This window comes from Streptomyces sp. S063 (assembly GCF_002832675.1).
GTDB classification, from domain to species: domain Bacteria; phylum Actinomycetota; class Actinomycetes; order Streptomycetales; family Streptomycetaceae; genus Streptomyces; species Streptomyces sindenensis.
The window spans coordinates 7,178,123-7,201,990 of sequence record NZ_CP021707.1 but is presented as its reverse complement, the minus strand read 5'-3'; the positions used below and the strand labels follow the sequence as shown (position 1 = coordinate 7,201,990).

Sequence of the window (23,868 nt, the reverse complement as noted above, 5' to 3'; positions counted from 1 at the left end):
GGGCGTTTCGTGGACCGTGCCGTCACCACCCCGGGAACGGCGGGAGCCGGACGGTGGATGGTGCCGCCATCCATTGCGGCGATCGGCGGTGTGTGCGCCACCGGAAAAGACTGACCGTATAACCGGCGCGCGTCGCGCGGAACACTTGAGCCGCTGCCCGCGCCAGACCCCCCGAAAGCCCTTTTGCCACGGGCCCGTGAAGGGCGCCCGGGTCTGCGCCGGTCTGCCGCACGACCACTCGAACAGCTCACCCGGACGTGCAATCCCCATGTGGTCGTATGAGCGAGTCACGCGCACGATATCGCCACATATCTGCCAAAGTGCACCTCGGCTTTACTCACCGGATTGAGCGAAGAGAGCCGTTCGTGCTGCACATGCGTCGTACTCGAGAAAGACAATTGACGGTCCTTCATGTGGTTCAGCCCGTGGACGGCGGAGTGGCCCGGGTCGTCACCGATCTCGTCAGGGCCCAGGCCGGTGCCGGACTGCGTCCCGTGGTGGCCTGCCCTCCCGGGAGCCCGCTGGCCGTCGGGGCGGCGGCGGCGGGGGCCGAGGTCCACGGCTGGTCCGCGACCCGTTCCCCTGGGCCCCGACTGGCCGGTGAGGTCGCGGCCGCGCGCCGGATCGTCCGCGCGAGCCGCCCGCACGTGGTGCACGCCCACAGCGCCAAGGCGGGCCTCGCGGGCCGGATCGCGGTACGCGGCCGGGTCCCCACGGTGTTCCAGCCGCACGCCTGGTCCTTCGAGGCCGTCGGCGGACGCACCGCGGAACTCGCGCTCGGCTGGGAGCGGTTCGGCGCGCGCTGGGCCGATCACATCCTGTGTGTCAGCGAGTCGGAGCGCCGCACCGGGCAGGAGGCGGGCATCGCCGCCCGCTGGTCGGTCATCCACAACGGCATCGACCTCGACCGGTTCCGCCCCGCTGACCACACGGTCCGGGCGGAGGCCCGCGCCACCCTCCCCCTCCTGCAGGGCACGGACCCGGATGCCCCGCTGGTCGTCTGCGTCGGCCGCCTGACCCGGCAGAAGGGCCAGGACATCCTGCTGCGGGCCTGGCGCCGGATGGCGCTGCCGGGGGCACGGCTGGTCCTGGTGGGCGACGGGCCCGACCGGGACGGCCTTGCGGAATCGGCCCCGCCGGGTGTGCTGTTCACCGGAGCCTGCGAGGACGTACGGCCGTGGATCCACGCGGCGGACGTCCTCGTGCTGCCCTCCCGCTGGGAAGGCATGGCGCTGGCCCCGCTGGAGGCGATGGCCTGCGGACGCGCCGTCGTGCTGACCGATGTGAACGGCGCGCGGGAGAGCCTGCCGCCCGGCGACGAGGACCACTGTCTCGTACCACCGGAGGATCCGGCGGCCCTGGCCGCGGCGCTGACCGCCCTGCTCACCGATCCGGATCTGCGCGAGGCGGTCTCCCGCCGGGCCCTGCGGCACACCCGGGCGGCCTTCGACGTCCGACGGACCGCGGGGGCGGTTGCCGGTCTCTACCAGGAACTTGTCGGCATGTCCGGCCCCACGACGAGGAAGCGCACCGAGCGATGACGATGGAGAGTGCACCGGTTCCCGGAGCCGGCCAGGCAACAGCCGTGCAGGCTCACACGGTTCATCCGCCGCGAAGAGGCGGCGGCGGTGCGCAGGCACGGCCGGGTCAGCGCCGGGCCGTCCGGTACGGCCGTCCCGCCCCGCTGCTGTGCGTGGACGCCCTGGCTCCGGCGGTGACGTTCGCCCTGGTGGTCCCGGTCGCGTGGCCCTGGCTGCTGATGGCCGTTCAGGCGGTGGCGCAGGTGCTGCTCTTCGCCCGGCGCGGCCTGTACCGGATGCGGTTGTCCCCCTCGGTCCTCTCCGACCTTCCCGCACTCCTCGGTCTCACCCTCCTTCAGTGGTACGTGACCATGGAGGTACTGGACGTCTGGGCCCCGCAGCAGGGGTTCGGCTGGGCGGTGCTGGCGTACGGGGCCGGTACGCAGACCGCGCTGACCTGCGTCGGGCGCGCGGCGGTGTACCGGGCGCGGCGGCGGGCCGCCGTCCGCCGCCCGCAGTCCACGCTGGTCGTGGGCCAGGGGGCGCCGGCCCGTCAGGTGGCGGCCGCGCTGTACGACCACCCCGCCTACGGGCTGCGGCCGGTCGGTCTGGTCGCCGCCCCGGCGGCCGGGGACGAGCAGCGGGTGACGGGGGCCGACGCCGTGCCGCTGCCGGTCCTGGCCTCGTACCAGGAGGTGGGACGGGCGGTGGTGCAGAACAGTGTGCGGCACGCGGTGTTCACGGCCCCGCCCGAGGCGACCCCGGACGGCGCCGCCCTCTTCACCCTCCTCGCCGGGCACGGCTGCCGGGTGTGGCTGATCACCGGGCCCGGCGCCGTCGCGGCGCCCCCGGCGGGCGGCCGGCCCGACCATCTGTGGGGTTTCACCGCCCAGCCGCTGCGCGATGGAACGGACCGCCCCCTCGGCCACGGCGTGAAGCGGGCGATGGACGCCGTCCTGGCCGCGGTCGGACTGGTGGTGGCGGCCCCGGTGATGGCGGCCTGCGCGCTCGCCGTGCGGCTCTCCGACGGGCCGGGTGTGATCTTCCGTCAGGAGCGCGTCGGCCGGCACGGACGCCCCTTCGTCCTGCTGAAGTTCCGCACGCTGCGCCCCGCCGACGTCCAGGAGTCGGCCACCCGCTGGAACGTCGCGTCCGACGGGCGGCTCAGCCGGGTCGGCCGCATGCTGCGCCGGACGTCCCTCGACGAACTGCCGCAGCTGTGGAACGTCCTGCGCGGCGACATGAGCATGGTCGGCCCCCGACCCGAACGGCCCTTCTTCGTGGCGCAGTTCAGCCGCGCCCACCCCGGCTACCAGGCCCGCCACCGGATGCCCGTGGGCATCACGGGGCTGGCCCAGGTGAACGGGTTGCGCGGCGACACCTCGATCGAGGAGCGGGCCCGCTTCGACAACCACTACATCGAGACCTGGTCGCTGTGGCAGGACGCGTGCGTACTGGCGCGGACGGCGGGTTCCCTGTTCCGGCTCGGAGGCAGCTGACCATGACCGCTGTCCTGACCCCGCCCGTGCCGTCACCGGCGGCCGGGCCGCGCGCCGCGGCCCGCTCCCCCCGGGCCGCCTGGCGTGGCCGTTGGCCGCTGCTGCCGTTGGTCGCGACCGTCCTGCTGCCCGCCCTCCCCTACGGGACGTCCGGCGGGGGCGGGCCGGCCGATGTGGCCTCGGGAATCGCGGTGCTGGTGTGCGTGGGGCGGCTGCTGTATCTGCGGCAGCGACCGTTGAGCGCCGGCGCCGCACTGGTCCTGGGCCTGCCCGCGGTGGGCTTCGCGGTGGCCACGGTCACGGCGGCGGACCCGGCGGCCGCGCTGCCCGGGCTCGGGCGCTACCTCCAGGTCTTCGTCCTGGTGCCGGCCGCGGTGTTCCTGCTGCTCAGGGACGCCTGCGGATTCCGGATCGTCGCCGGTGCGCTGGTCCTCCTGGCGGTCGTCCAGGGCGTCGCGGGCGTCCATCAGTACGTCACCGGGACCGGCGCCTCGTACATGGGCGAGGACATCCGGGCGGTCGGCACCTTCGGGCCCAGCGACATCATGGGCATGGCGACCGTCGTCGCCTACGGGCTGCTCGCCGCGGCGGCCTGCGCCCTGCGCACGCCCGGGAGCGCCCCGGCCTGGCTACGACCGTCCGCCGCCGTCCTCGCCGTCGCGCTGGTCGTGCCGCTGACGCTGTCGTTCAGCCGGGGCGTGTGGATCGCCACGGCCGCCGCGGTGCTCGTGGCCCTGGCGCTGAGCGGGCGGCGGCAGGCACTGACCTCGCTGGCCGTGCTCGGCGCGGCGGGCGTGGTCCTGGTCGGCGGGTTCGGCATCGGCTCCGAGATGATCGGGGACCGGGCCGCCAGCGTGACCCGCGTCACCAGCACCCCGGACCGGTCGGTCAGCGACCGCTACGCGATGTGGAGTGCGGCGGGCGCGATGTGGCGCGAGCGGCCGGCCACCGGGGTCGGTCTCAAGGGCTTCCCCGACCACCGTGACGGCCGCGCCTCGATCGGGCTCTCGTCGGGCAGCGACACCGCCGGCGCGGGCCAGGAGTTCCGCCGCCAGGCCCTCCTCTCCCCGCACAACATGTACCTCCTCGTCCTCGGCGAGCAGGGCCTCTTCGGACTGACCGCACTCGTCGGAAGCTGGGCGGCGATCCTGGCCGGCGCGGTCCGCCGGCTGTGGCTCGCCCGCTCCCGCGCGCACGCGGCCCTGGACTGCGGTCTGGTGGCGGTCGCGCTGATGACCTGGCAGAGCGTCAACTTCCTGTACGCGGACATCGGCGGTCCCACCACGGTCCTCAGCGGTGTCGTGCTGGGGCTGGCAGCCTGGTGGGCGCTGGCCGAGCCGGACCGGGTGAGCGGCGCATGAGCGAGTCCGGTACGGGCACGGAGGCCGAGGCGCGGCCGGCGGACGCGGCAACGGGCCCCTCGCTGCTCCCGGCCCCGGGGTCAGGGCCTGAAGGGCCTGAAGGGCCCCGGCCCCCCGGCGGCTCATCCGGGGCGGCGAGCGGCGAGGCGCCCCGGCTGGGGGCCTTCCTCGCCCGGGCGGCGGCGGGCACGGCTGTACTGACCGTGCTGGCGGCCGTCCTCGGTCTGGTGCGGGACCAGGCCATCGCCCGGTACTTCGGGGCGAGCGACGCCAGCGACGCGTTCCTGATCGCCTGGACCGTGCCCGAGATGGCGGCGACGCTGCTGATCGAGGACGGGATGGCGCTGCTTCTCGTCCCGGCGTTCAGCCTCGCCCTCACCCGTCGTGCCTCCGGCGGGACGGAGGGAGGCGCCGACCCCGTACGGGATCTGGTGGCGGCCACGCTCCCCCGGCTGTTCCTCCTGCTTTCCGGTGGCGCGGCGCTGCTCGTCGCGGGCGCGCCGTGGGTGGTGGGCGTGCTGGCGCCGGGGCTCGCCGATCCCCGTCTCGCGGTGGACTGCACCCGGCTGACCGCGGTCACCGTCCTCACGTTCGGGATCACCGGCTACTTCAGCGCCGCCCTGCGCGCGCACGGCAGCTTCCTGCCGCCCGCCGGGGTCTATGTCGCGTACAACCTCGGCATCATCGGGATGACGCTGGCCCTGCACGCGGCGTGGGGGGTACGGGCGGCGGCGGCGGGGGTCGCGGTGGGCAGCGCGCTGATGATCCTCACCCAGCTCCCCGTCTTCCTGCGGCTGGTACCGCTCGCCCGGCCGCGCCTGCCACGGTTCGGACGGCTCGGGCGGCGGGCGGCGCGGAGCGCTCCGCTGCTGGGGTTCGCGGTGCTGGCCCCCGTGGTCGTGTTCGTCGTGAGCCGGCAGTCCCAGGTGCTGGTGGAGCGGTTCCTGGCCTCCACCCTGCCCTCCGGGGCGATCTCGCATCTGAACTACGCGCAGAAGGTCGCGCAGATGCCGATGGTGCTGTCGCTGATGATCTGCACGGTGACCTTCCCGGTCGTCGCGCAGGCCATGGCCGCCGGGGAGCACGAGAAGGCCCGGCGGCGGGTCGAGCGGGACCTGGGTCTGGCGGGGCTGGTGGTCCTGCTCGGCACGGCGGTCGTCCTCGGATACGCACCCCAGATCGTCGAAGTGCTCTTCCAGCGCGGCGCGTTCGACGCCGCCGACACCGCGTCGACCGCCCAGGTCATGCGGGTCTACGCGCTGGGGCTGCTGGGGCACTGCCTGGTCGGCGCGCTGAGCCGGCCGTTCTTCTCGTCCGGGCGGCCCACCTGGTTCCCGGCGTTCGCGATGGGGACCGGACTGCTGGTCACGATGGGGGCCGGCTACGCGCTGACGTACCGCTTCGGTGTGGACGGCATCGCGACCGCCAACGCGATCGGCATCAGCTCCACGGCCCTGCTGCTGCTGATGGGCCTCGGCACCCGGGTCGTGCCGATCAGGGCCCGGGACGTGGCGCTCTCGCTGGGCCGGCTCGCCGGGGCGTCGCTGGCGGCGGGCGCGGCGGGCTGGGCGTGCGCCCCGCTCGTCCCCGATCCGGTGCTGAGCCTGGCCGCCGGGTGCCTTCTCGTCCCCGCCGTGTTCTTCCTGACCGGCCTCGCCCTGCGCTCGCCCGAGGTCGTCTCCCTGCTGGCACTCATCCGACGGAGGTTCCTTGATGGCCGCTGAATCCTCGGCACATTGCGCCGACGCTCCCTCGTCCCGGCTCCGCCCGCACACCCGCCGTCAGCCGTGGATCCTCACGTACCACTCGGTGACGGACCCGAGCGACGACCCGTACGGCATCACGGTCTCCCCCGAGCGCCTCGACGAGCAGTTGTCCTGGCTGCGCAGCCGGCGGCTGACGGGGGTGGGCGTGTCGGAGCTGCTGCGCGCGGGGGCGTCGGGGCGGCGCGGGCTGGTGGGACTGACCTTCGACGACGGGTACGCGGACTTCCTCGACGAGGCGCTGCCGGTGCTGCGCAAGCACGGCTGCCGGGCGACGGTGTTCGTCCTGCCGGGCCGTCCGGGCGGGGTCAACGAGTGGGACCCACTGGGCCCGCGCAAGCCGCTGCTCACCCACGACGACGTCCGGCGGGTCGCCGCCGCGGGCATGGAGGTCGGCTCGCACGGGCTGTACCACCAGGACCTGACGGGGCTGTCGGACGGGGAGCTGCGCCGCGAGACCGCCGACAGCCGGGAGCTGATCGGTGATCTCACCGGCTCGCTCCCGGAGGGCTTCTGCTACCCGTACGGCATTCTCGACCGCCGGGTCACCCGGGCCGCGCGCCGGGCGGGTTACGGCTACGCGTGCGCGCTGACGCCCGGTCCGCTGCTCAGCCGGTTCGCCCTGCCCCGTACCCACATCAGCCAGGCGGACCGGGGAGTGCGGCTGTGGGCGAAGGACCTGCGGCACGGGCTGCGGCAGGTGGCCGTGCCGGGTGCGGGTTCCGGCAGGGCCGTGCCGGTGCGGGCGGGGGGTCCGCGGTGAGGGCGCTGCACGTCATCACCGGGCTCGGGGTCGGCGGCGCCGAGCGGCAGTTGCGGCTGTTGCTGCGCCATCTGCCGGTGGAGTGCGACGTGGTGACGCTCACCAACCCGGGGGCCGTGGCCGAGGAGCTGCGGTCCGACGGGATCCGGGTGACGCACCTCGGGATGCGCGGCAACCGGGACCTGTCGGCCGTCGGACGCCTCGCCCGGCTGATCCGCGACGGCCGCTACGACCTGGTCCACACGCACCTCTACCGGGCCTGTGTGTACGGCAGGATCGCGGCGCGCCTCGCGGGGACGCGAGCGACCGTGGCGACCGAACACTCCCTGGGGCGGGCCGAGATCGAGGGCCGGCCGCTCACCCGGTCCATCCGCGCCCTCTACCTCTCCACCGAGCGGCTCGGCGCGGCGACCGTCGCCGTCTCGTCCACGGTGGCCGGGCGACTGCGGGACTGGGGGGTGCCCGCCGACCGGATCCGGCTGGTGCCCAACGGCATCGACGCGGACCGGTTCCGCTTCGACGGGGAGCGGCGGGCATCCGTGCGGGCCGCCCTGGGCATCCCCGAGGACGGGTTCGTGGTGGGCGGGGTCGGCCGGCTGGTGCCGGGCAAGCGGTTCGACGTGCTGATCCGCGCGGTCGCCGCCCTGCCGGAGGCCCGGTTGCTGCTGGCCGGGGACGGGCCGGAGGCCGGGGCGCTGCGGGCGCTCGCCCTGCGCCTGGGGGCGGTGGACCGGATCCGGTTCCTCGGGGAGTGCGACGAGGACGGTGAAGGGCCGGTCCCGGGTGTTCCGGCGCTGCTGAGTGCCCTGGACGTCTTCGTCTCCACGTCCCGCGAGGAGTCCTTCGGACTGGCCGCTGTGGAGGCGCTCGCCGCCGGACTCCCGGTGCTCCACGACGCCTGCCCCGCCATCGACGACCTGCCCGCCGCCCACGCCCCGGGGGCGACCCGGATCGCCGGGAGCCCCGAGGAGCTGGCGGACCGGCTGCGGCAGCGGATACAGGCCCGCCCGGACCGCCGTCCGCCGCCCCGGGCCGTCGGCCACTACGACATCCGGCGCAGCAGCGAGCGCCTGATGGACGTGTACGCGTACGCCCTCGACACCGCCCCACCGAACCGGAGAGCTCATTCATGACCGACTCACCCGAGCAGCGGCGACGCGTTGTCGTCCGTCGGCTGCGCACCGCCCTCACCCGGCTGCCGCACTGGTGGCCGCTGCCCGTCAGCGTGCTGATCGGGGCCGCCTCCGGGCTCTCGTACGGCGCGCTCGCCACCCCGCAGTACGAGGCCACCAGTTATGCGATGGCGGTCGCGGAAGGGGACACGGACCCCGCGGCGGCGCTGGGGTACGCGCAGTCGTACGGGCGGCTGACGACGAGCGACGCGACCCTCTCGTACGCGCAGGGCGCGGCGGGCGAGCCGGTGCGCGCACTGCGGTCCCACGTGACGTCGGAGACCTCCCCGGACTCACCGATGATCGCCGTGACGGGGACGTCCTCGGACCGCCACAAGGCGGCCGACATCGCCAACGCGGTCATCGAGGCCGTCATCGTGAGCAGCGGTCATGTCTCCAAGGACACCGGGGTCAAGCTGATCAAGTTCACCCATGCGATGACGCCGGACCAGCCGGTCTCGCCGTCGGTACCGCTGGGCGCCGCCGTGGGGGCGGCGGCGGGCGGTCTGCTGGGCGGTCTGGTCCTGCTGGTGCGTCCCCGTCGGGAGGGCTGGAACGTCGCGGCCCAGGTGCCCGGCCCGGCGGCCGGGGACGGCCTCGCCCAGGACGACCGGGAGCTCGTCCGATGACGGCGCACCGGACGGGCGGCCTGGTCGTGACGCTGTGCCGGGACTTCCGGGAGTTCGGCGCGCTCGCCGGTGAATGGGACGCGCTGCACCGCCGCTGCGCCACCCCCACCCCGTTCCAGAGCCACGCCTGGCTGCACTCGTGGTGGATCTCGTACGGTCAGGAGGGCCGGCTGCGGGTACTGCTGGTCCGCCGGGCCGGGCGGCTGATCGGGGCGGCGCCCCTGATGCTGGTGCACCGTCCGATGCCGCTGCTCGTCCCGATGGGCGGGGCCGTCTCCGACTTCTTCGACATCCTCCTGGACCAGGAGGAGGCCGGGTACGCGGTGGGGGCGCTGGGGCGCGGTCTGGACCGGGCGGCCCGGCACACCGTGGTGGACCTGCGGGAGGTCCGTCCGGACGCTTCGGCGCAGTTGCTGTTCGGGCGGTGGCCGGGGGCCCGGAGCCGGCTCACGGACTCGACGTGCATGGAACTGCCGGCCGAGCCGCTGGAGGACCGTGTGGCTCGGCAGACGGGATCGCGCGGCCAGCGCCTGCGCTCCAAGCTGCGCAAGGTCGACGCCCTGGGCGTCGAGACGCACCGGGTTCCGCAGGACGGGGTGCCGGCCGCGATCGGCACGCTGCTGCGGCTGCACGAGCGGCAGTGGGAGGGCCGGACGGTCAACCCCGAGCATCTGCGGGCGCGGTTCTCGGACCATCTGATCCGGTCGGTGGGACGGATGGTGGGGGACGGTACGGCGGCCATGACCGAGTTCCGGCTGAACGGCGAGGTGGTGGCGTCCAACCTGTCGTTGCAGTCCGGGCGGTTGACGGGCGGCTATCTGTACGGGGCGGACCCGGCGCTGCGCGAACGGAAGGTCGATGTGTCGACGATGCTGCTGCGCGAGGTCGCCCAGCAGGCCTCGGACGGGGGGCGCGCGGTGCTGAGCCTGCTGCGCGGCGCGGAGAGCTACAAGAACCACTGGGGGCCGGTGCCGGTGGTCAATCAGCGGCTGCTGCTGGCCCGGCCGGGTCTGGAGCCACTGCTGCGGCTGCGCGAGTCGCAGGTGGCGGTGCGGGAGCGGGCGGTGGAGACCGTGAAGGCCCGGTTCCCGGCGGCGCGGGACTGGCACGAGCGGCTGTCGGGGCTGCCGGTGATCGGACGCTGACACGCCGGGCGTACGCCGGACGGCGGCGTCGGAGATATCACCTATGCGCAGATCCGTTACCGTCCGGCGTCTTTCGCGTTGTCAGGGGGTGCGGGCTTCGTGTCCGCAGCACAACCCCCTTCTTTACAAGGAGTTCTCCATGTCTCGTATGACGAAGGTCGCCGCTGTGATGGCCGGCACCGGCGCCCTGATCGCCGGCGGCGCCGGCATGGCGTCCGCGGACGCCGGTGCGCAGGCCCTCGCCGCCGGCTCCCCCGGGGTCGGTTCGGGCAACGTCGTCCAGGTTCCCGTGCACGTCCCGGTGAACCTCTGCGGCAACACGATCAACGTGATCGGCCTGCTGAACCCGGCCTTCGGAAACACCTGCGCCAACGTCTCCGGCGGCCACGACAACGGCGGGGACTACGGCTACGGCCGCTGATCTCCCGCGGTTCCGGAACGGTCGGCTCCCTCCGTGCGGAGGGGGCCGGCCGTTCCTCCGTCCGCCCTCAGGCGTAGCGGTAGATCTTGCTGTGGTCGAGGAGCTTCCTCGGGGTCACGCCCCAGGGGGGCATCGCCTCGTCGAGGCCGAAGACGTAGTCGCGGTCCGGGCCGGGCGAGGCGGGTTTGCGGCCCGGCCGGTAGGCGGACTTGGGATGGGCCTTGCGCCAGCGGTCCCAGAGCAGGTCGATGAAGGAGTGGTGGAGCCAGAACACCGGGTCCTCGGGGGAGGCCGCGCCCGCCATCGGTCCGCCGACCCACTGGTGCACCCGGTTGTGCAGGCCGACCGTGCGTACGCCCCGGATGCCCCATCCCTCGACGCGGTTGCGGAAGCCCTCGGTGCTGACGCTGTTCCAGGGCGCGGTGTCGTAGACGGGGTCCTCGAGGGCCCGCGCCAGGTCGTTCTTGGTGGGCAGGGATACCGGGGCGCTGCCCGGCCTGCCGAAGTTGCGGGTGAGGTAGTGCTCGTCGGTGACGCCCCTGCCGACGCTCCAGTTGCCCGCCGCGTAGGCGAACGGGCCGGTGGTGACCCGGCGGTCGCCGGGCCTGCCGTTGCCGCCGAGGAAGTCCTCCGCCCAGAGCGAGGAGGTCGGCCGGTTGTCCTGGGTCCAGTCCCAGTAGGGGACGCTGACGCCGGCGTCGACGCGCTGGAGCGCCTTCTCGAACTCCAGCAGGTACTGGCGGTGCCAGGGGAAGAACGAGGACGTCATGTGCGCCGGGCGCGGCCGGCGTTCGGTGTCCATGACGTAGTACTCCCGGTGCATGACGACGAAGTCGTCGTAGCGGCCCGAGCGCTTCAGTTTCAGGATCGCGTCGATGAGCCGGCGCTTCTCGGTGCGCGTGAGGTCGCGCTGGTTCTTGCGGGTGTACACCGGTGCTGGTCCTCCTGGTTCACATGTGGTGCGCGGCGGGCGGTGCGAGTCGGGCGGTACCGAGTTCGTCGACGGCGGCACGGGCCGTCTCCAGGAGCGTCGGATACGACTCGTAGTGCCGGACGTCGCTCAGATAGGTGCCGTCCGCCCGCCTCATGACATGCAGCGGTCTGCCGTCGATACGGATCTCGGTGGCCGGTTCGGCGGCGACCGCGACCCGGTCGTCGGCCGGGGCGCCCGCGGGGACGACGACGGTCGCCGTCCCCCGGATCTCCCGGCCCCGGTACATCTCGGCGAACTCCTCCGTCGTGGCCCGGGAGCCGGAGCCGGGTCCGGGCGCCGGTGCGGGCCGGGCCGCTGCGGCCGGGTCGTGGTCGACCAGCGGGAGCAGGGCGCCGGCGGTGCCCGTGACCACGGCGGCGGTGAAGGCTCCGCGCAGGACGGTGCGGCGGGAGGGGATGCGGGTGCCGCCCGGTTTCGCGGGGGTGGGGCTCATGAGATGACTACCTGCCTCTCGTTAACTCGTCCGAGGTGCTTCTGATGGCGATGTTGACAACGAGGTGGTGGCGAAACAGTTCTCGTGCGTGCGGCGTACGGCGCACACGCGGCGGTCGCGTTCCGGCAAACGCGTGAGGGTGCGGGGCGATCGGCGGCGGCGGGCCGCGTCGCGGGGCCTGCCGTGGCCGGCGGACCGGAACATGGCCTGTCGAACCGTGGAGGTGGTGGGTATGACCGTTCCGTACCAGCCGTCCGGGGACCGTGTGCTGCGCGCGGCGGACGTCGATCTGGCCGACCCGGCGTTCTGGCGGCTGCCGCGCCCGGAGCGGCTCAGGGCCTTCGCCTTACTGCGAGAGCTGGAGGCGCCGGTGCTGTTCACGCCCCGGCCCGGTACCGCGCGTACGGCCGGAAAGCCCTTCTACGCCCTGGTGCGCCATGCCGACGTGCGGACCGCGAGCCGTACGCCCGCCGTGTTCGCCAGCGCTCCCGGGGTCACCACTCCGGAACCGGCCGGCTGGGCAAAGGCGCTGTTCGGGAACTCGATGGTCAACATGGACGGGTCCGAGCACGCGGCGCTGCGCCGGACCATCTCGCGGCGGTTCACCCCCCGGCTGCTGGCGGGTGTCGAGGAGAACGTCGAGCGGCTCGCCGGGCGGCTGGTGGACGAGCTGATCGCCGAGCGGCCCGGGGACTTCGTGCCGTCGGCGGCCTCGCGGCTGCCGTTGGAGGTGATCTGCGACCTGATGGGCGTCCCGAAGGCGTACCGGGCGCGGATCGCCGAGCAGATCGACCACGCGTCGGAGCATGTCGGCGTCGAGCGGCGGGGCCGGGCCCGGATCCGGGTCCCCGGGCGGGGGCTGGCGTCCCTGGCCCGGATGCAGTGGGTCATGGGGCGGCTCGCGGCGGAGCGCCGCCGTCGCCCGGGGGACGACCTCGTCTCGGCGCTCGTATGTGCGGACATCGACGGCGAGGCCCTGTCGGGGCGGCAGTTGGGGGCCTTCTTCTCGCTGCTGCTGGTGGCCGGGGTGGAGACCACGCGCAACGCCATCGCGCACGGGCTGTTCCTGCTCGACCGGCATCCGGACCAGCGGGAGCTGCTGCGGTCCGACTTCGACCGGTACATCGGCGGGGCCGTCGACGAGATCGTGCGGCATTCGACTCCGATCATCCAGTTCCGCAGGACCGTCACCAGCGAATGCACGCTGGGCGGTCCCACATTCCTCCCGGGCGAGAAAGTCGCACTCATTTACGCGTCCGCCAATCGCGACGAGGCGGTTTTCACCCATCCGGATCGCTTCGACATCACTCGCTCGCCCAATCCCCATCTGGGATACGGCGGCGGGGGCCCGCACCACTGCCTGGGAGCGCATCTGGCCCGTCTGGAAATGACGGCCCTGTTCCGGGAACTGATCGACCGACGTCCCGTCATGCGGGATCTGGGGGACCCGGAACTGGTCGATTCGAATTTCGACAACCGCGTCGGCTCTCTGCCGTTCACGTTCGGCCCCACATTCACCTGAACGGCACGCCCGCAACGCCGAATACGATAAATGGACTCCCCCCGCATGCCACCGGGGCATGATGATGAAACTCTCTCCCCACCGGGCCGGACGGGCCGGAATTCATCACAGCCAGGAGGAGCAATGCCGGCAAAGCGCCGTCTCTTCGTTTCGTGCATCGCGGCGCTTGCTCTCAGCCTTCTGGCGGGTGGCGGTATCGCGGGTCAGTCGCCTCCGGGCACCGATTCCGTCGACGGCGCGGCACCCGGTGGGCCGAGGGCGGGTAGCGCTACGGCGCACGGGGCGTATCTGGACTACGGGCCCGAAGGGGTCAGTCGGATGGCCGACTTCTCGCGCTGGCTGGGCGGGGCGGAGCTGCGGGTGGGGCACACGTATCTGCCGGGCGATCTGTGGGTCAACATCGAGGGCTCCCCCGACTTCCTCGACGCCTGGGCGGACTGGAGACGGGCGGACCCCGACCGGATGTTCGTCCTGAACGTACCGATGCTGGAGCGCAACGAGGAGCGGGTCCCGGACGACGAGGTCCGCACCCTGCTCCGGGCGGGAGCGGCGGGCGACTACGACCAGCACTTCACCCGGCTGGCGGAACGCCTGGTGGAGCTGGGCGTCCCGGACACCGTGATCGTGCTGGGCTGGGAGATGAACGGCACCACGTACACGCACCGGTGCGGCCCCGACCCCACGTCCTGGAAGGCCTACTGGGAGCGGATCGTCACGGCGATGCGCGCGGTGCCCGGTCAGGAGTTCCGCTTCGACTTCACCCCGAGCCGTGGGCGGGACGCGGTGCCGTGGACCGAGTGCTATCCGGGCGACGACGTCGTCGACATCATCGGGATGGACTCCTACGACCAGCCTCCCGGCGAGACCTTCGACGACCAGGTCACCGACCCGTACGGGCTCCAGAAGCACGTCGACTTCGCCGCGGAGCGCGGCAAACCCATCTCGTTCCCGGAGTGGGGGCTCTTCCGCAACGGCGACAACCCCGAGTACATGCGGCGCATGCTGGAGTGGATCGACCGGCACGAGCCGCTCTACCAGACGGTCACGGACTACTGCCCGCACGGTGTCTGGCAGTGCGGGAGCAATCCGCGCTCCTCGGAGGTGTTCCGGACGATGATGACGGAGATGGCCGCGCCCGCCGCGCCGTCCCCCAGCCCGACGCCGACTCCCCCGCCGACGCCGACGGCCCCGGTCCCGACGCCGACCGACCCGGCCCCGTCCCCGACGCTCACGCCCTCCGCGCAGCCGTCCCCGCCGGTGGCGCCCACGCCCCCGGCGCCCGGGGCCGAGCCCCCGCCGGCCCGCAGGTGGTGCGTCACCGTGCCGTCCGTCGACTGGCTGGGCGCGTGGCTGCGGGAGCGCGAGATCTGCTTCCGCTTCTGACCCCGGGCATGGAAACGGCTCCGGCCCTCGTGACGGGGCCGGAGCCGTCCACCCACACAGGTCCGGCGCGGGGGCGGGGGGACGAGCAACCGCTTGTCATCCCACCAACGCGGGCACGTCCCGCTCCGTCACGCCGCCGAACGAGGGACGGCTCGCGCGCCTCCCTCGTATGCCACGCCGGGCGCGGTACGGAGCGACGCGCGACCATGGAAACCTACAGAGGGTGGTGAGGTGCAATGGCATCCGCCGATGAGGGCTTCCCGGCGGAGCCCGGCCCGCTGCCCTCCGGGGACGGGCGGGGCCCGGCTCGGGCGGCCGACGACGCGGCCGCGGTGCTCGCCGGGGACGGCACGGTCATCGGCTGGACCCGCGGGGCCGAGGCGCTGCTCGGGTATCCGGCGGCCGAGGTGATCGGCCGGTCGGCCGCCCGCCTGCTGACCGGCCCGCCCGACCCGCGCCGGACGGCCGCCGTTGCCGCGCGCTGCCGGACCGGGTCGGCATGGAGCGGGCTGGTCTCCCTGCGGGGCCGGGACGGCCGGTCCCTCGACATCGATGTGCGGGTCACCTCCTCCTTCCGGATCGCCGGGCGGGAGGTCTTCCTGGTGTCCGGGCGGGAGCTCACTCCGCACTGGACGATGAGCGGGTCCGTGCTGGACGACTTCATGGCCCGGTCCCCGGTCGGGATGGCCGTGCTCGACCCGGGCCTGCGCTATCTCTGGCTCAACGACACCCTGGAGCGGTTCGGCGGCGTGCCGCGGGAACAGCGTCTGGGGCGCCGGCCGGCCGATGTGCTGCCCAGTGCGCTGGCGGCCCCCATCGAGCGGCTGATGCGGCAGGTCCTCTCGACGGGCGAGGCCGTCACGGATTACGAGTACCTGGGCTGGAGCTGGTCCGATCCGCACCGCCGACGCGCGTACGCCAGCTCGTTCTTCCCGCTGGCCGACGCCCAGGACCGGCGGATCGGCATCGGCTACATGGTCCGCGACGTCACCGACCGGTGGAACGCGCGTCGGCTGCTCGCGCTGGTCAACGAGGCCGGGGCGAGCATCGGCTCCACCCTGGACGTACAGCGTACGGCGCAGGAACTCGCCGACTTCGCGGTGCCCCGGTTCGCGGACTTCGTCTTCGTCGACCTGCTGGAGGCCCCGTTCGGCGGTGACCGGCCCGGGTCGGCCACACCGGCCGAGGGCGAGCGGCCGGCCATGCGCCGGGCGGGCATGAGCTCGGTGCGGGAGGGCTGCCCGGAGGCGGTCGTCCGGGTCGGTGAGGCGGTGGACTTCGTGCCGCCGCCGCACGACGCGGATTTCCTGCTGTCGGGCGCCCCCGTTCTGCTGCCGGTGCTCGACCCGGACAGCCAGGGGTGGGCGGTGGAGCAGCCGGAGCGGGCCGCCCGGATCCGGGAGTTCGGGCTGCACTCGTTGATCTCCGTACCGATGCGGGCCCGCGACACCGTGCTGGGACTGACCACCTTCATGCGGTCCCAGAACCCGGTGCCGTTCGACGAGGACGACGTGGCGCCCGCCCGGGAGCTCGTGGCACGGGCCGCCGTGTGCGTGGACAACGCCCGCCGCTACACCCGGGAGCACACCGCGGCACTGGTGCTCCAGCGGAGCCTGCTGCCGCAGACACTGCGGGGCGGGACGGCGCTGGACGTGGCGTGGTCGTACCTCCCGGCGGACGCGAAGGACGGGGTCGGCGGGGACTGGTTCGACGTGATCCCGCTGTCCGGCGCCCGGGTCGGCCTGGTCATCGGCGATGTCGTCGGGCACGGCATCGGGGCCGCCGCGACCATGGGCCGGCTGCGTACCGCCGTACAGACACTGGCCGACATGGATCTGCCGCCGGACGAGCTGCTGGCCCGCCTGGACGATCTCGTGCTGCGGCTCAGCGAGGAGGAGCGCACGGGGGGCCCGGCGGAGCGGGGCGGCTCGACGGTGGTGGGGGCGACCTGTCTGTACGCCGTCTACGATCCGACGAACGGCTCCTGCACGATGGCGCGGGCGGGCCACCCCCCGCCGGTGGTCGTCACACCGGACGGGTCGGTCACCTTCCCCGACCTTCCCTCCGGGCCGCCGCTCGGGCTCGGCGGGCTGCCCTTCGAGTCGCTGGAGGTGGTCCTGCCCGAAGGGAGCCTCCTCGGTCTCTACACCGACGGGCTCATCGAGGGGACGGACAGGGACGTCGAGCACGGCATGGAACGGCTGGGCCGGGAGGTGTCCCGGGGTGGACTGCAGCTGGAGGACCTGTGCCCGGCCGTGGTCAAAAAGCTGCTGCCCGTCCCTCAGCCGGACGACATCGCGCTGCTCCTCGCCCGGACACATGTCCTGAGCCCGGAGCACCTGGTCTCGTGGGACGTCCCCTGGACCCCGCGGCGGTCGGGGAGGCCCGGGCCAAGGTCTCGCGCCAGCTGGAGGCGTGGGGGCTGGAGGAGCTGGCGATGACGACGGAGCTGATCGTCAGCGAGCTCGTGACCAACGCGATCCGGTACGCCTCCGGGCCGGTACGGCTGCGACTGCTGTTCCAGGCGGCGCTGACCTGCGAGGTGTCCGACGCCAGCAACACCTCGCCGCGGCTGCGGCACGCCAGGACGACGGACGAGGGAGGGCGAGGGCTGTTCCTCGTCGCGCAGCTCGCTCATCGGTGGGGCACGCGCTACACGCCGCGGGGGAAGATCATCTGGGCGGAGCAGCCGATTCCCTGAGGGCTTGCCTGCGTCGGGGCTGCGTGGGGGACGGTGGAACGACCACCGCAGGGTGACCAACGGGATCTTGTTCGGTCCGGACGGGCATACCGTGGCGGGACCTTCCCGAGCGTCTCGGCAGCTGGAAGACCGTCTATGAACGGCACCGGCGTTGGTCGGCGGACGGCACATGGGACCGGATCCTGTGTGCCGTCCAGGCCGACGCCGACCTCGCGCGCCGTATCGACTGGAGCATGGTCGGCGTCGACTCGACGTCCTGCCGTGCCCATCAGCACGCGGCCGGCGCTCGCAAGAAGAAGCCAGCTCAAACACACCGCGGCTGTCCGGCTATGGCTGCGGGGCTGAGCCGGCCCGCAGTCTCAGTCCCCGAGGAACCATCAGGCACCGCAGCCGGAGACGGCTCTCGGCGGCCGCGCTGCTGTGCTCCCAGCCGGGCCTTCCCGCCCGGCTGCACTCCCGGCTGCGTCGGCATACCGGCCGCAAGGGCGAGCGCCGCTCGCTCGGCGGGAGCGACTGCATCCGCCTCCTCCACTCAGCGAGCTGGAGACTCTGCTCCGCCAGCGGCTCAAGGCGATGCAGTACCGGCACAGCGTCCTGGGCGGATTCCTCGCCGGGACCGGCCTCGCACCCGACAGACCGAACCGACCCTCATGCGCCGAAGTCTGTAACCGCCAAGCTCAGGAGTAGGCCCCTCGTCCCGGCGTCAGGGTTGGACCGTGCGAAGACTTCGATCAGCCAGCGACACTGGTGGGTGCCGTCGCGGTGTCGCGGTGCATGATGTGGCCGGTCGCGGTGAACGTCTCATTGCCGACCAGCGGGCCGGTCCGGGTCTCGGTGACGATGAATCCCTCGCCGGCGTAGAGCGCCTGGGCGGCTGGGTTGCCGTCGAGCACGGTGACTTCAACCCTCGGTCCGGCAGCGGCAACAGCGTGACGCAGCAGTGCCCTGCCGATCCCCTGCCGGTAGCGCTGCGGGTCGACGTACAGCCAGGTGACCTCGTCGTCATCGAGCGCAACGAAAGCGGCTACTTTCCCGTCGACCTCCGCCACCCACAACTGGCCGTCGAACAGCCCTTCCTCCTCAGCGGTCTGCGCGAGCGTCAGAAACGCCTCGACACCGGCGGAGTTGCGCAACTCGTCAAGGCGCGCGGCATCGTGAATTCGCGCGATCGCGTCCCAGTCATCGTTGGCGTATGGCCGAATCTCGATCTTTGCGGGCGGCATGCCCACAATCCTCACGGTCCCCCCATAGCCGGCGCAACTCGTTTACGCCGCCACCGCGGCACGTCGCTGAGCCGCCCCTGCGCCCAGCCGCCGGCCGACTGCCAGGCGCGCCGGATACCCGCCGGACGGACCACGTCGCCGGTCCCGCCACACATCCAGATCCCAAGACGCCGAGGCCGGTACGCACGGTCGGGCCCTATGGCCTCATGATCCGCCGGACGCTTCCCACTCGGCGGTCGTCCGCTCGCGGACTGCTGTCCTCGGGTCGGCTGCCGTCCGATCGCGGGCGAAGAGGTGGGTGAGTGGGCCGTCGGCCCGGATCAGCTCGTCCCAGGTGCCCTCTTCGACGATGCGCCCGCCGTCCAGGACCGCGATCCGGTCGGCCCTGCGGACGGTGGCCGGGCGATGGGCGATCACCAGGGTCGCCCGGGTGGCGGAGTCGGCAGCGAGCGCCCGGGCCAGTTCCGCGTCACCACGGTGGTCCAGGTGGGCGGTCGTCTCGTCCAGGACGAGGACGCGCGGGCCGCTCAGCAGCCCCCGGGCCAGGGCCACCCGGGCGCGTTGGCCGCCGGAGAGGGTCGCGCCGCGCTCACCGACCGCGGTGTCGAGTCCGTCGGGCAGGGTGGCGGCGACGGTGTCGACGCCGCAGATCCGGGCCACCGCGTCCACCTCGTCCGCCGTCGCGTCGGGGGCGCCCAGGCGGAGGTTCTCGGCGAGGGTGCCGTGGAAGAGCGGGGCCTCCTGCCCGACCACGGACACGGCGGCGCGCAGGTCGTCCTCGGCGAGGTCCCGCAGGTCCACGGGGTGGGCGGGGGCGAGGGGCACGAGTTCCACGGCGCCCTCGGCGGGGTCCCAGTAGCGGGCCAGCAGGTGGGCGCAGGTCGACTTGCCGGCCCCGGACGCTCCGACGAGGGCCACGGTCTCCCCCGGGCGGACGGTGAGGTCGACGCCGTCCAGCACGGCCCCTCCCCCGTAGCCGAACCGTACGCCGCGCAGCCGCAGGCCGAGCGGGCCCGGCGGGACGGGGCGGGGAGCGGTGGCGGCGGGGGCGCCGGCCGGGGCGTGCACGGCGGCCCGGACCCGGGCCGCGGCGGCGCGCAGGCCACCCGCCCGGCCGAGCGCGGCCGCCGACTCGGCGACCGGGGCCAGTGCGCCCAGGGCCAGTGCCATGGCGGCCGGGGCCCACGCCCCGTCGAGCCGTCCGGCGGACGCGGCGTCGGCGGCGGCCGCCACGACCCCGATGACGGCGGCGACGACCAGCAGGTCGCGGGCAGCGCCCGCACCGGTCTCCCACGACTGTTCGGCACGCTGGGCGCGGGCCAGCCGCCGCCCGGCGGCCCGGAGCCGCGCCCGCCTGCGGTTGAGCGACCCCGTCATCAGGAGCTCGCGGAGTCCGTCGACGCTCTCCACGGTCTCCGACGACAGCTCGGCGAGCGCGCTCCGGGTGCGATGTCCGCGTTCGGCCCGACCGCGCGCCTCGATCAGCGGCGACCAGAGGAGGAGCAGCGCGGCGGGTACGACGGCGAGCAGCAGCCAGGGCCCGAGGGTCGCCAGCACGGCCGCCGACACCGCGAAGACCACACCGGAGGCGAGGAGTTGGGCGATGGCGTGGGCGTAGAAGAATTCCAGCGCCTCGACGTCCCCGAGCGCGGTGGCCGCGAGGTCGCCGCTGCGCCTGCCCGCGATCCGGGCGGGGGCGCTGCGGGCCAGTCCGTCGAAGACCCGGACGCGCAGTTCGGCCAGGACCCGGTAGGCGAGGTCGTGCGAGAGGTCCATCTCGCGCCAGGTGGCCAGCGCCCGGAGGAGGACGAGCCCGATCAGGACGGCGACGGTCCCGGGGGCGGGCGGGCGGTGCTCGATGACAGCGGTGCCCACCGTGTACGCGGCGAGGGTGACCAGGGCCACCAGGGCGGCCTGGTCGACGAGGGCGGCCAGGCAGGTGCGGAGCACGGTGGCGCGGTGCGCGCCGAGGACCGGGAGGAGCGAGCGCAGGGCACCGGTCGGAGCCGGGTCCGGGACCTGGGTCGTGGGCGGGGCAGGGGGCTGGGGCGGGTCCTGGGTCGTGCGCGGGATCGGGGTCATGCGGCGCGCTCTTCCTGTGCGGTGTGTCCGGCCGCGACGAGCGAGGCGTAGACGCCGCCGCCCGCGAGCAGGGTGGTGTGGTCGCCCGCCGCGGCCACACGGCCCGCGTCCAGGACGACGATGTGGTCGGCGTGGCGGACGGCGTCGAGCCGGTGGGCGACGACGACGCAGGTGCGGCCGCGGCCGGCCGCCGCCAGTGCCCGGACGATCCGGGCCTGGTTGCGTTCGTCGACGGCGCTGGTGGCCTCGTCCAGGATCAGGACGGGGGCGTCGGCAATCAACGCCCGTGCCAGGGCAAGCCGTTGGCGCTGTCCGCCGGAGAGCGTGGCGCCGCGTTCGCCGACGAGGGTGGCGTAACCGTCCGGAAGTCGGGCGATCTCCTCGTCGATCCCGGCGGTACGGGCGGCGGTGCGCAGTTCTTCGTCCGTGGCGGCGGGGCGGGCGATGCGGAGGTTCTCCGCGATCGTGGCGTGGAAGAGGTAGGTCTCCTGCGACACCACGGCGATGCCCCGGCGGAGCGAGGCGAGGGTGTACGCGGCGGTGTCCGTGCCGGCTACGGTGACGCGCCCGCCGTCCGGGTCCCGTTGCCGCAGCAGGAGGCTCAGCACGGTCGACTTGCCCGCGCCGGACGGGCCGACGACGGCGGTGGTGCGCCCGGCGGGGGCGGTGAAGGACACGCCGTCGAGGGCGGGCCGGGCGCCCCCCGGGTGCGTGAAGCGCACGTCTTCGAAACGGATGTCGGGCGCACTCCCCCAGGCCGCGGTCACGGTGCCCCGGTCCGGGACGGCGGCCTCGGCGGTGCGCAGGGCCGCGATTCCGTCGGCCGCCGACACCCCGAGGTAGCCGGCGTGCCACTCGCGGGAGAGGTCGCGGACGGGGCGGAAGCATTCGGAGGCGAGCAGCAGCAGGAGGTAGGTGCCGGTGGCGGCGGTGCGGCCGGTGGCGGCCGAGGAGCACGCCACGAGAACGGCGGCGACCGTGCCGCCCTGGACGGCCAGGTCGGTGAGGCCGGTGTCGACGAGCGAGACCCGCAGTTTGGCGACGGTGCTTCGGTGCAGGGCGCCCGACCGCCGCTCCAGCCGTTCCCGTACGCGGCCCACGGCACCGGCGTTGCGCAGCGTCGGCATGCCCTGGAGGGCTTCCAGGTAGTCGGCGGCGAGGGCTTCGTAGGTGTCCCAGTGCTCCTTGCCCCGCCGCGCCAGCAGTCGGTCCCACGCACGCGGCCCGAAGAGGGCGAGCAGCAGGGTGGGCCCGAGGGCGAGCGCCGCGTGAGGCTCGACAAGAGCGACGGCGACGAGCAGCAGCGGCGGCACGGCGGCGGTGATGAGGAGTTGGGGCAGATAGCGCGAGAGGTACGCGTCGACGCCCTCGACCCCGTCCACCAGCGTGGCCCGTACGGCGCCGGCCCGCGCACCGGTGACCTCGGTGGGGCCGAGCGCCCCGAGCCGCTCCAGCAGGGTGTCGCGCAGCCTCACCCGTACGGAGGCGCCGGCGGTGACCGCGGTCAGGCGCTGGGCCCGGCCGAGCGCGGCGCGGACCAGGACGACGGCGATCACGGCCGCGAGCAGTGGGGCGAGGGCGCCTGTCTCCCCCTGGGCGATCCGGGAGAGCACGAGGGCGAGGAGGACGGCCTGGGCGAGGTGGGTGGCGGCGACCGCCGCGAGGAGTGCGGTGGCGAGGCCGAGCGGGCGGCGTGCGGTGCGCGCGGCGCGCAGGAGTTCGGGGTGGAGCATCATGGGCGTTCTTCCTCGCCGGACGGGGCTGCCGGGGCGGCGGATGCCGTGGGTGGGGTGGCGGGCGTGGGGGCCGACGTGGCTGGGGTGGCCGGTGTCGTCGGGGGTGCGCCGAGCGCGAGACCGTGCACGATCCAGTCGCGTCCGGGGGTGTCGCCGAGGGCGGCGCCCAGGTCGGCCTGTTGCCAGGAGCCGATGGGGCGTGAGCGCAGACCCAGTGCGGCGGCGTGCGCCTGGGCCGTGCCGGCCGCGTATCCGGCGACGAGGTGGCTGCCGCGGACGGTGGCGCGCGATGCGTTTGCGGGGCAGCCGTGGGCCAGGAGCACCGCGCCCGACGTCGCGATCCACTGCTGGCCCGCGGCCCAGTGGGCGAGAGTGGGGCGCGCGTCGCCCACGGCGCGGACGTCGAGGCCCGGTCCGCCGGGAGCCGCCGCGTACAGGGCCGGTTCGGCCCCGCCCACGGCCACGGTCCAGGAGGGCCCGCCCGGCCGCACGCTCCGGGCCGTGGCCAGGATCTGGGCGAGCGGCTCGGAGGCGGGTGGGCGCTTCAGGTCGTCGGGCGGGGCGCTCCGGCGCGTCTCCAGAGCTTCGTCGGTCACCTCTCCGGGGCGCGACGCCGGGTGCCAGGTGCCGCCGGGCCGCCCGGGCGCTTCGGCGATGTGGTGCAACAGGTGCCGTGCCGCAGCGAGTTCACGGGGTGGCGTGGTGTCGGCTCCTGGTTGCGGAGTCGGGGCCGAGGCGCGGGGCAGCGCGGCCCAGGCGCCCAGCGGCGGCTCGGTCTCACAGGGGCCGCCCCGGGGGGTCAACCGGACTGCCGCGAGGGGTAGTTCCGGCTCGGTGCCGGGCCAGGTGCGCTGCCAGTCCGGGGCCTCGGGCAGTCCGGCGGCGGCGGACAGCAGGGAGCCGTCCGCGTCGAGGGAGACCAGCACACCGGCGGTCGTGGCCCCGGCCAGCGCGAGGGAGGCGGCGGCATGGCCCGCGTCGAGGAGCAGTAGCGGCCAGGCCCGGTGACCGTAGTGGGCGACGGTGCGGGACGCGGCCACGGTGAGGACGACGAGGGCGCCCGGGGGCACGCGGTCGGCGGCCGGGCCGCGCCGGTGGGCGCGGTGGGTGCGCGGGTCGTAGGTGTAACGCCCGGGCGGCAGCGAACACCCCGGCCCGAGCAGCAGGTGGGCGCGCACCGGGTGCAGGGCGCCCGCCGAGGGAACGGGGCGGAGCCGGCCCCTGGGCCGAGGGGCGCGGCCAGGGAGAGCCGTAGCACCCGGCCCAGGTCGATCGCGGTCCCGCGCTCGCCGGCGTTCGTGGCCGTGGGGCCGTCGACGTTCGTGGCCGTGGGGCCGGCGGTGTCGGTCGTGGGGCCGCTCCACGGGAACGGGCGTTCCGGAGCGTACGGGGAGAGCTTTGGAACACGCGGCGACCGGGCGTCCGCGAGCGACGTGCGCAGGAGGTCCGGTGCGGCGGGCAGGGCGGCGTCCGCCCCGCGGACGGGCGCGGCGGTACGGTCCCGCGTGTGGGGCATGCTGG

At 74.2% G+C, this 23,868-nt stretch carries 16 protein-coding genes and 4 pseudogenes; 14 read left to right on the top strand and 6 right to left on the bottom strand.

Features of this window, described 5'->3' with window-relative positions; all coding sequences use genetic code 11:
- The first annotated feature begins 365 nt into the window (after positions 1 to 365).
- The 9 genes from CCZ36_RS32670 (at position 366) to CCZ36_RS32630 (ending at position 10,273) form a co-directional block, all read left to right on the top strand.
- Complete coding sequence (locus CCZ36_RS32670) at positions 366 to 1,541, top strand: glycosyltransferase (RefSeq protein WP_079134027.1); 1,176 nt, start codon at positions 366 to 368, stop codon at positions 1,539 to 1,541.
- A 152-nt stretch (positions 1,542 to 1,693) separates the two neighbouring features.
- Positions 1,694 to 3,019, top strand: coding sequence for a sugar transferase (locus CCZ36_RS32665; protein ID WP_234427981.1), 1,326 nt, complete (start codon positions 1,694 to 1,696; stop codon positions 3,017 to 3,019).
- Positions 3,020 to 3,021: 2 nt separating this feature from the next.
- Complete coding sequence (locus tag CCZ36_RS32660; RefSeq protein ID WP_128819195.1) at positions 3,022 to 4,380, top strand: O-antigen ligase family protein; 1,359 nt, start codon at positions 3,022 to 3,024, stop codon at positions 4,378 to 4,380.
- Entirely contained in the window at positions 4,377 to 6,104 is a 1,728-nt protein-coding gene (gene murJ / locus CCZ36_RS32655) for a murein biosynthesis integral membrane protein MurJ (protein ID WP_128819194.1), read from the top strand. The genes CCZ36_RS32660 and murJ overlap by 4 nt, the downstream gene beginning before the upstream one ends.
- Positions 6,094 to 6,906: a polysaccharide deacetylase family protein gene (locus tag CCZ36_RS32650; protein WP_069741721.1), complete on the top strand. Its 813-nt coding sequence runs from the start codon at positions 6,094 to 6,096 to the stop codon at positions 6,904 to 6,906. The genes murJ and CCZ36_RS32650 overlap by 11 nt, the downstream gene beginning before the upstream one ends.
- Entirely contained in the window at positions 6,903 to 8,039 is a 1,137-nt protein-coding gene (locus tag CCZ36_RS32645; protein WP_128819193.1) for a glycosyltransferase, read from the top strand. The genes CCZ36_RS32650 and CCZ36_RS32645 overlap by 4 nt, the downstream gene beginning before the upstream one ends.
- The gene (locus CCZ36_RS32640) at positions 8,036 to 8,707 is read left to right on the top strand and encodes a lipopolysaccharide biosynthesis protein (protein ID WP_069736028.1); all 672 of its coding nucleotides are present in this window, start codon (positions 8,036 to 8,038) and stop codon (positions 8,705 to 8,707) included. The genes CCZ36_RS32645 and CCZ36_RS32640 overlap by 4 nt, the downstream gene beginning before the upstream one ends.
- A complete protein-coding gene (locus tag CCZ36_RS32635; protein WP_069736029.1) occupies positions 8,704 to 9,852 on the top strand; it encodes a GNAT family N-acetyltransferase in 1,149 nt (382 codons plus the stop codon). The genes CCZ36_RS32640 and CCZ36_RS32635 overlap by 4 nt, the downstream gene beginning before the upstream one ends.
- Positions 9,853 to 9,991: 139 nt before the next feature.
- Complete coding sequence (locus tag CCZ36_RS32630; RefSeq protein ID WP_069736030.1) at positions 9,992 to 10,273, top strand: chaplin; 282 nt, start codon at positions 9,992 to 9,994, stop codon at positions 10,271 to 10,273.
- Between the two features lie 67 nt (positions 10,274 to 10,340).
- On the opposite strand, the gene CCZ36_RS32625 is transcribed toward CCZ36_RS32630, so the two are convergent.
- On the bottom strand, positions 10,341 to 11,204 hold the full coding sequence (locus tag CCZ36_RS32625; RefSeq protein WP_128819192.1) for a tyrosinase family protein: 864 nt from the start codon (positions 11,202 to 11,204) through the stop codon (positions 10,341 to 10,343).
- A 19-nt stretch (positions 11,205 to 11,223) separates the two neighbouring features.
- The gene (locus CCZ36_RS32620) at positions 11,224 to 11,700 is read right to left on the bottom strand and encodes a tyrosinase family oxidase copper chaperone (RefSeq protein WP_128819191.1); all 477 of its coding nucleotides are present in this window, start codon (positions 11,698 to 11,700) and stop codon (positions 11,224 to 11,226) included.
- Between the two features lie 232 nt (positions 11,701 to 11,932).
- Here CCZ36_RS32620 and CCZ36_RS32615 point away from each other — a divergent pair, with 232 nt between their 5' ends.
- From CCZ36_RS32615 to CCZ36_RS37070, 5 genes and pseudogenes are all read left to right on the top strand, one after another.
- Entirely contained in the window at positions 11,933 to 13,222 is a 1,290-nt protein-coding gene (locus CCZ36_RS32615) for a cytochrome P450 (RefSeq protein WP_128819190.1), read from the top strand.
- 123 nt (positions 13,223 to 13,345) lie between these two features.
- Complete coding sequence (locus tag CCZ36_RS32610; RefSeq protein WP_069736034.1) at positions 13,346 to 14,605, top strand: glycoside hydrolase family 26 protein; 1,260 nt, start codon at positions 13,346 to 13,348, stop codon at positions 14,603 to 14,605.
- A 236-nt stretch (positions 14,606 to 14,841) separates the two neighbouring features.
- Positions 14,842 to 17,306: pseudogene (locus tag CCZ36_RS32605) on the top strand (SpoIIE family protein phosphatase).
- 4 nt (positions 17,307 to 17,310) lie between these two features.
- Positions 17,311 to 17,608: pseudogene (locus CCZ36_RS32600) on the top strand (IS5 family transposase); the annotation flags it as partial.
- A 50-nt stretch (positions 17,609 to 17,658) separates the two neighbouring features.
- Positions 17,659 to 17,993, top strand: a pseudogene (locus CCZ36_RS37070) (hypothetical protein); the annotation flags it as partial.
- 44 nt (positions 17,994 to 18,037) lie between these two features.
- Here the strand turns inward: CCZ36_RS37070 and CCZ36_RS32590 are convergent.
- The 4 genes and pseudogenes from CCZ36_RS32590 to CCZ36_RS32575 all read right to left on the bottom strand — a co-directional run bounded on the left by CCZ36_RS32590 (position 18,038) and on the right by CCZ36_RS32575 (position 23,863).
- On the bottom strand, positions 18,038 to 18,529 hold the full coding sequence (locus CCZ36_RS32590) for a GNAT family N-acetyltransferase (protein WP_069736036.1): 492 nt from the start codon (positions 18,527 to 18,529) through the stop codon (positions 18,038 to 18,040).
- Positions 18,530 to 18,733: 204 nt separating this feature from the next.
- On the bottom strand, positions 18,734 to 20,611 hold the full coding sequence (locus tag CCZ36_RS32585) for an ABC transporter ATP-binding protein (RefSeq protein WP_237302778.1): 1,878 nt from the start codon (positions 20,609 to 20,611) through the stop codon (positions 18,734 to 18,736).
- Positions 20,608 to 22,347: an ABC transporter ATP-binding protein/permease gene (locus CCZ36_RS32580; RefSeq protein WP_128819189.1), complete on the bottom strand. Its 1,740-nt coding sequence runs from the start codon at positions 22,345 to 22,347 to the stop codon at positions 20,608 to 20,610. Before CCZ36_RS32580 ends, CCZ36_RS32585 begins: the two co-directional genes overlap by 4 nt.
- Positions 22,344 to 23,863, bottom strand: a pseudogene (locus CCZ36_RS32575) (nitroreductase). Before CCZ36_RS32575 ends, CCZ36_RS32580 begins: the two are co-directional and overlap by 4 nt.
- Positions 23,864 to 23,868: the final 5 nt, after the last annotated feature.

What these genes read in the sequence shown, in the direction of transcription:
- CCZ36_RS32590 (WP_069736036.1), bottom strand. Translation starts at nt 18,529, where the DNA reads ATGCCGCCCGCAAAGATCGAGATTCGGCCATACGCCAACGATGACTGG.
- CCZ36_RS32620 (WP_128819191.1), bottom strand. Translation starts at nt 11,700, where the DNA reads ATGAGCCCCACCCCCGCGAAACCGGGCGGCACCCGCATCCCCTCCCGC.
- CCZ36_RS32660 (WP_128819195.1), top strand. Translation starts at nt 3,022, where the DNA reads ATGACCGCTGTCCTGACCCCGCCCGTGCCGTCACCGGCGGCCGGGCCG.
- CCZ36_RS32610 (WP_069736034.1), top strand. Translation starts at nt 13,346, where the DNA reads ATGCCGGCAAAGCGCCGTCTCTTCGTTTCGTGCATCGCGGCGCTTGCT.
- CCZ36_RS32650 (WP_069741721.1), top strand. Translation starts at nt 6,094, where the DNA reads ATGGCCGCTGAATCCTCGGCACATTGCGCCGACGCTCCCTCGTCCCGG.
- CCZ36_RS32630 (WP_069736030.1), top strand. Translation starts at nt 9,992, where the DNA reads ATGTCTCGTATGACGAAGGTCGCCGCTGTGATGGCCGGCACCGGCGCC.
- CCZ36_RS32580 (WP_128819189.1), bottom strand. Translation starts at nt 22,347, where the DNA reads ATGATGCTCCACCCCGAACTCCTGCGCGCCGCGCGCACCGCACGCCGC.
- CCZ36_RS32635 (WP_069736029.1), top strand. Translation starts at nt 8,704, where the DNA reads ATGACGGCGCACCGGACGGGCGGCCTGGTCGTGACGCTGTGCCGGGAC.
- CCZ36_RS32640 (WP_069736028.1), top strand. Translation starts at nt 8,036, where the DNA reads ATGACCGACTCACCCGAGCAGCGGCGACGCGTTGTCGTCCGTCGGCTG.
- murJ (WP_128819194.1), top strand. Translation starts at nt 4,377, where the DNA reads ATGAGCGAGTCCGGTACGGGCACGGAGGCCGAGGCGCGGCCGGCGGAC.
- CCZ36_RS32585 (WP_237302778.1), bottom strand. Translation starts at nt 20,611, where the DNA reads ATGACCCCGATCCCGCGCACGACCCAGGACCCGCCCCAGCCCCCTGCC.
- CCZ36_RS32615 (WP_128819190.1), top strand. Translation starts at nt 11,933, where the DNA reads ATGACCGTTCCGTACCAGCCGTCCGGGGACCGTGTGCTGCGCGCGGCG.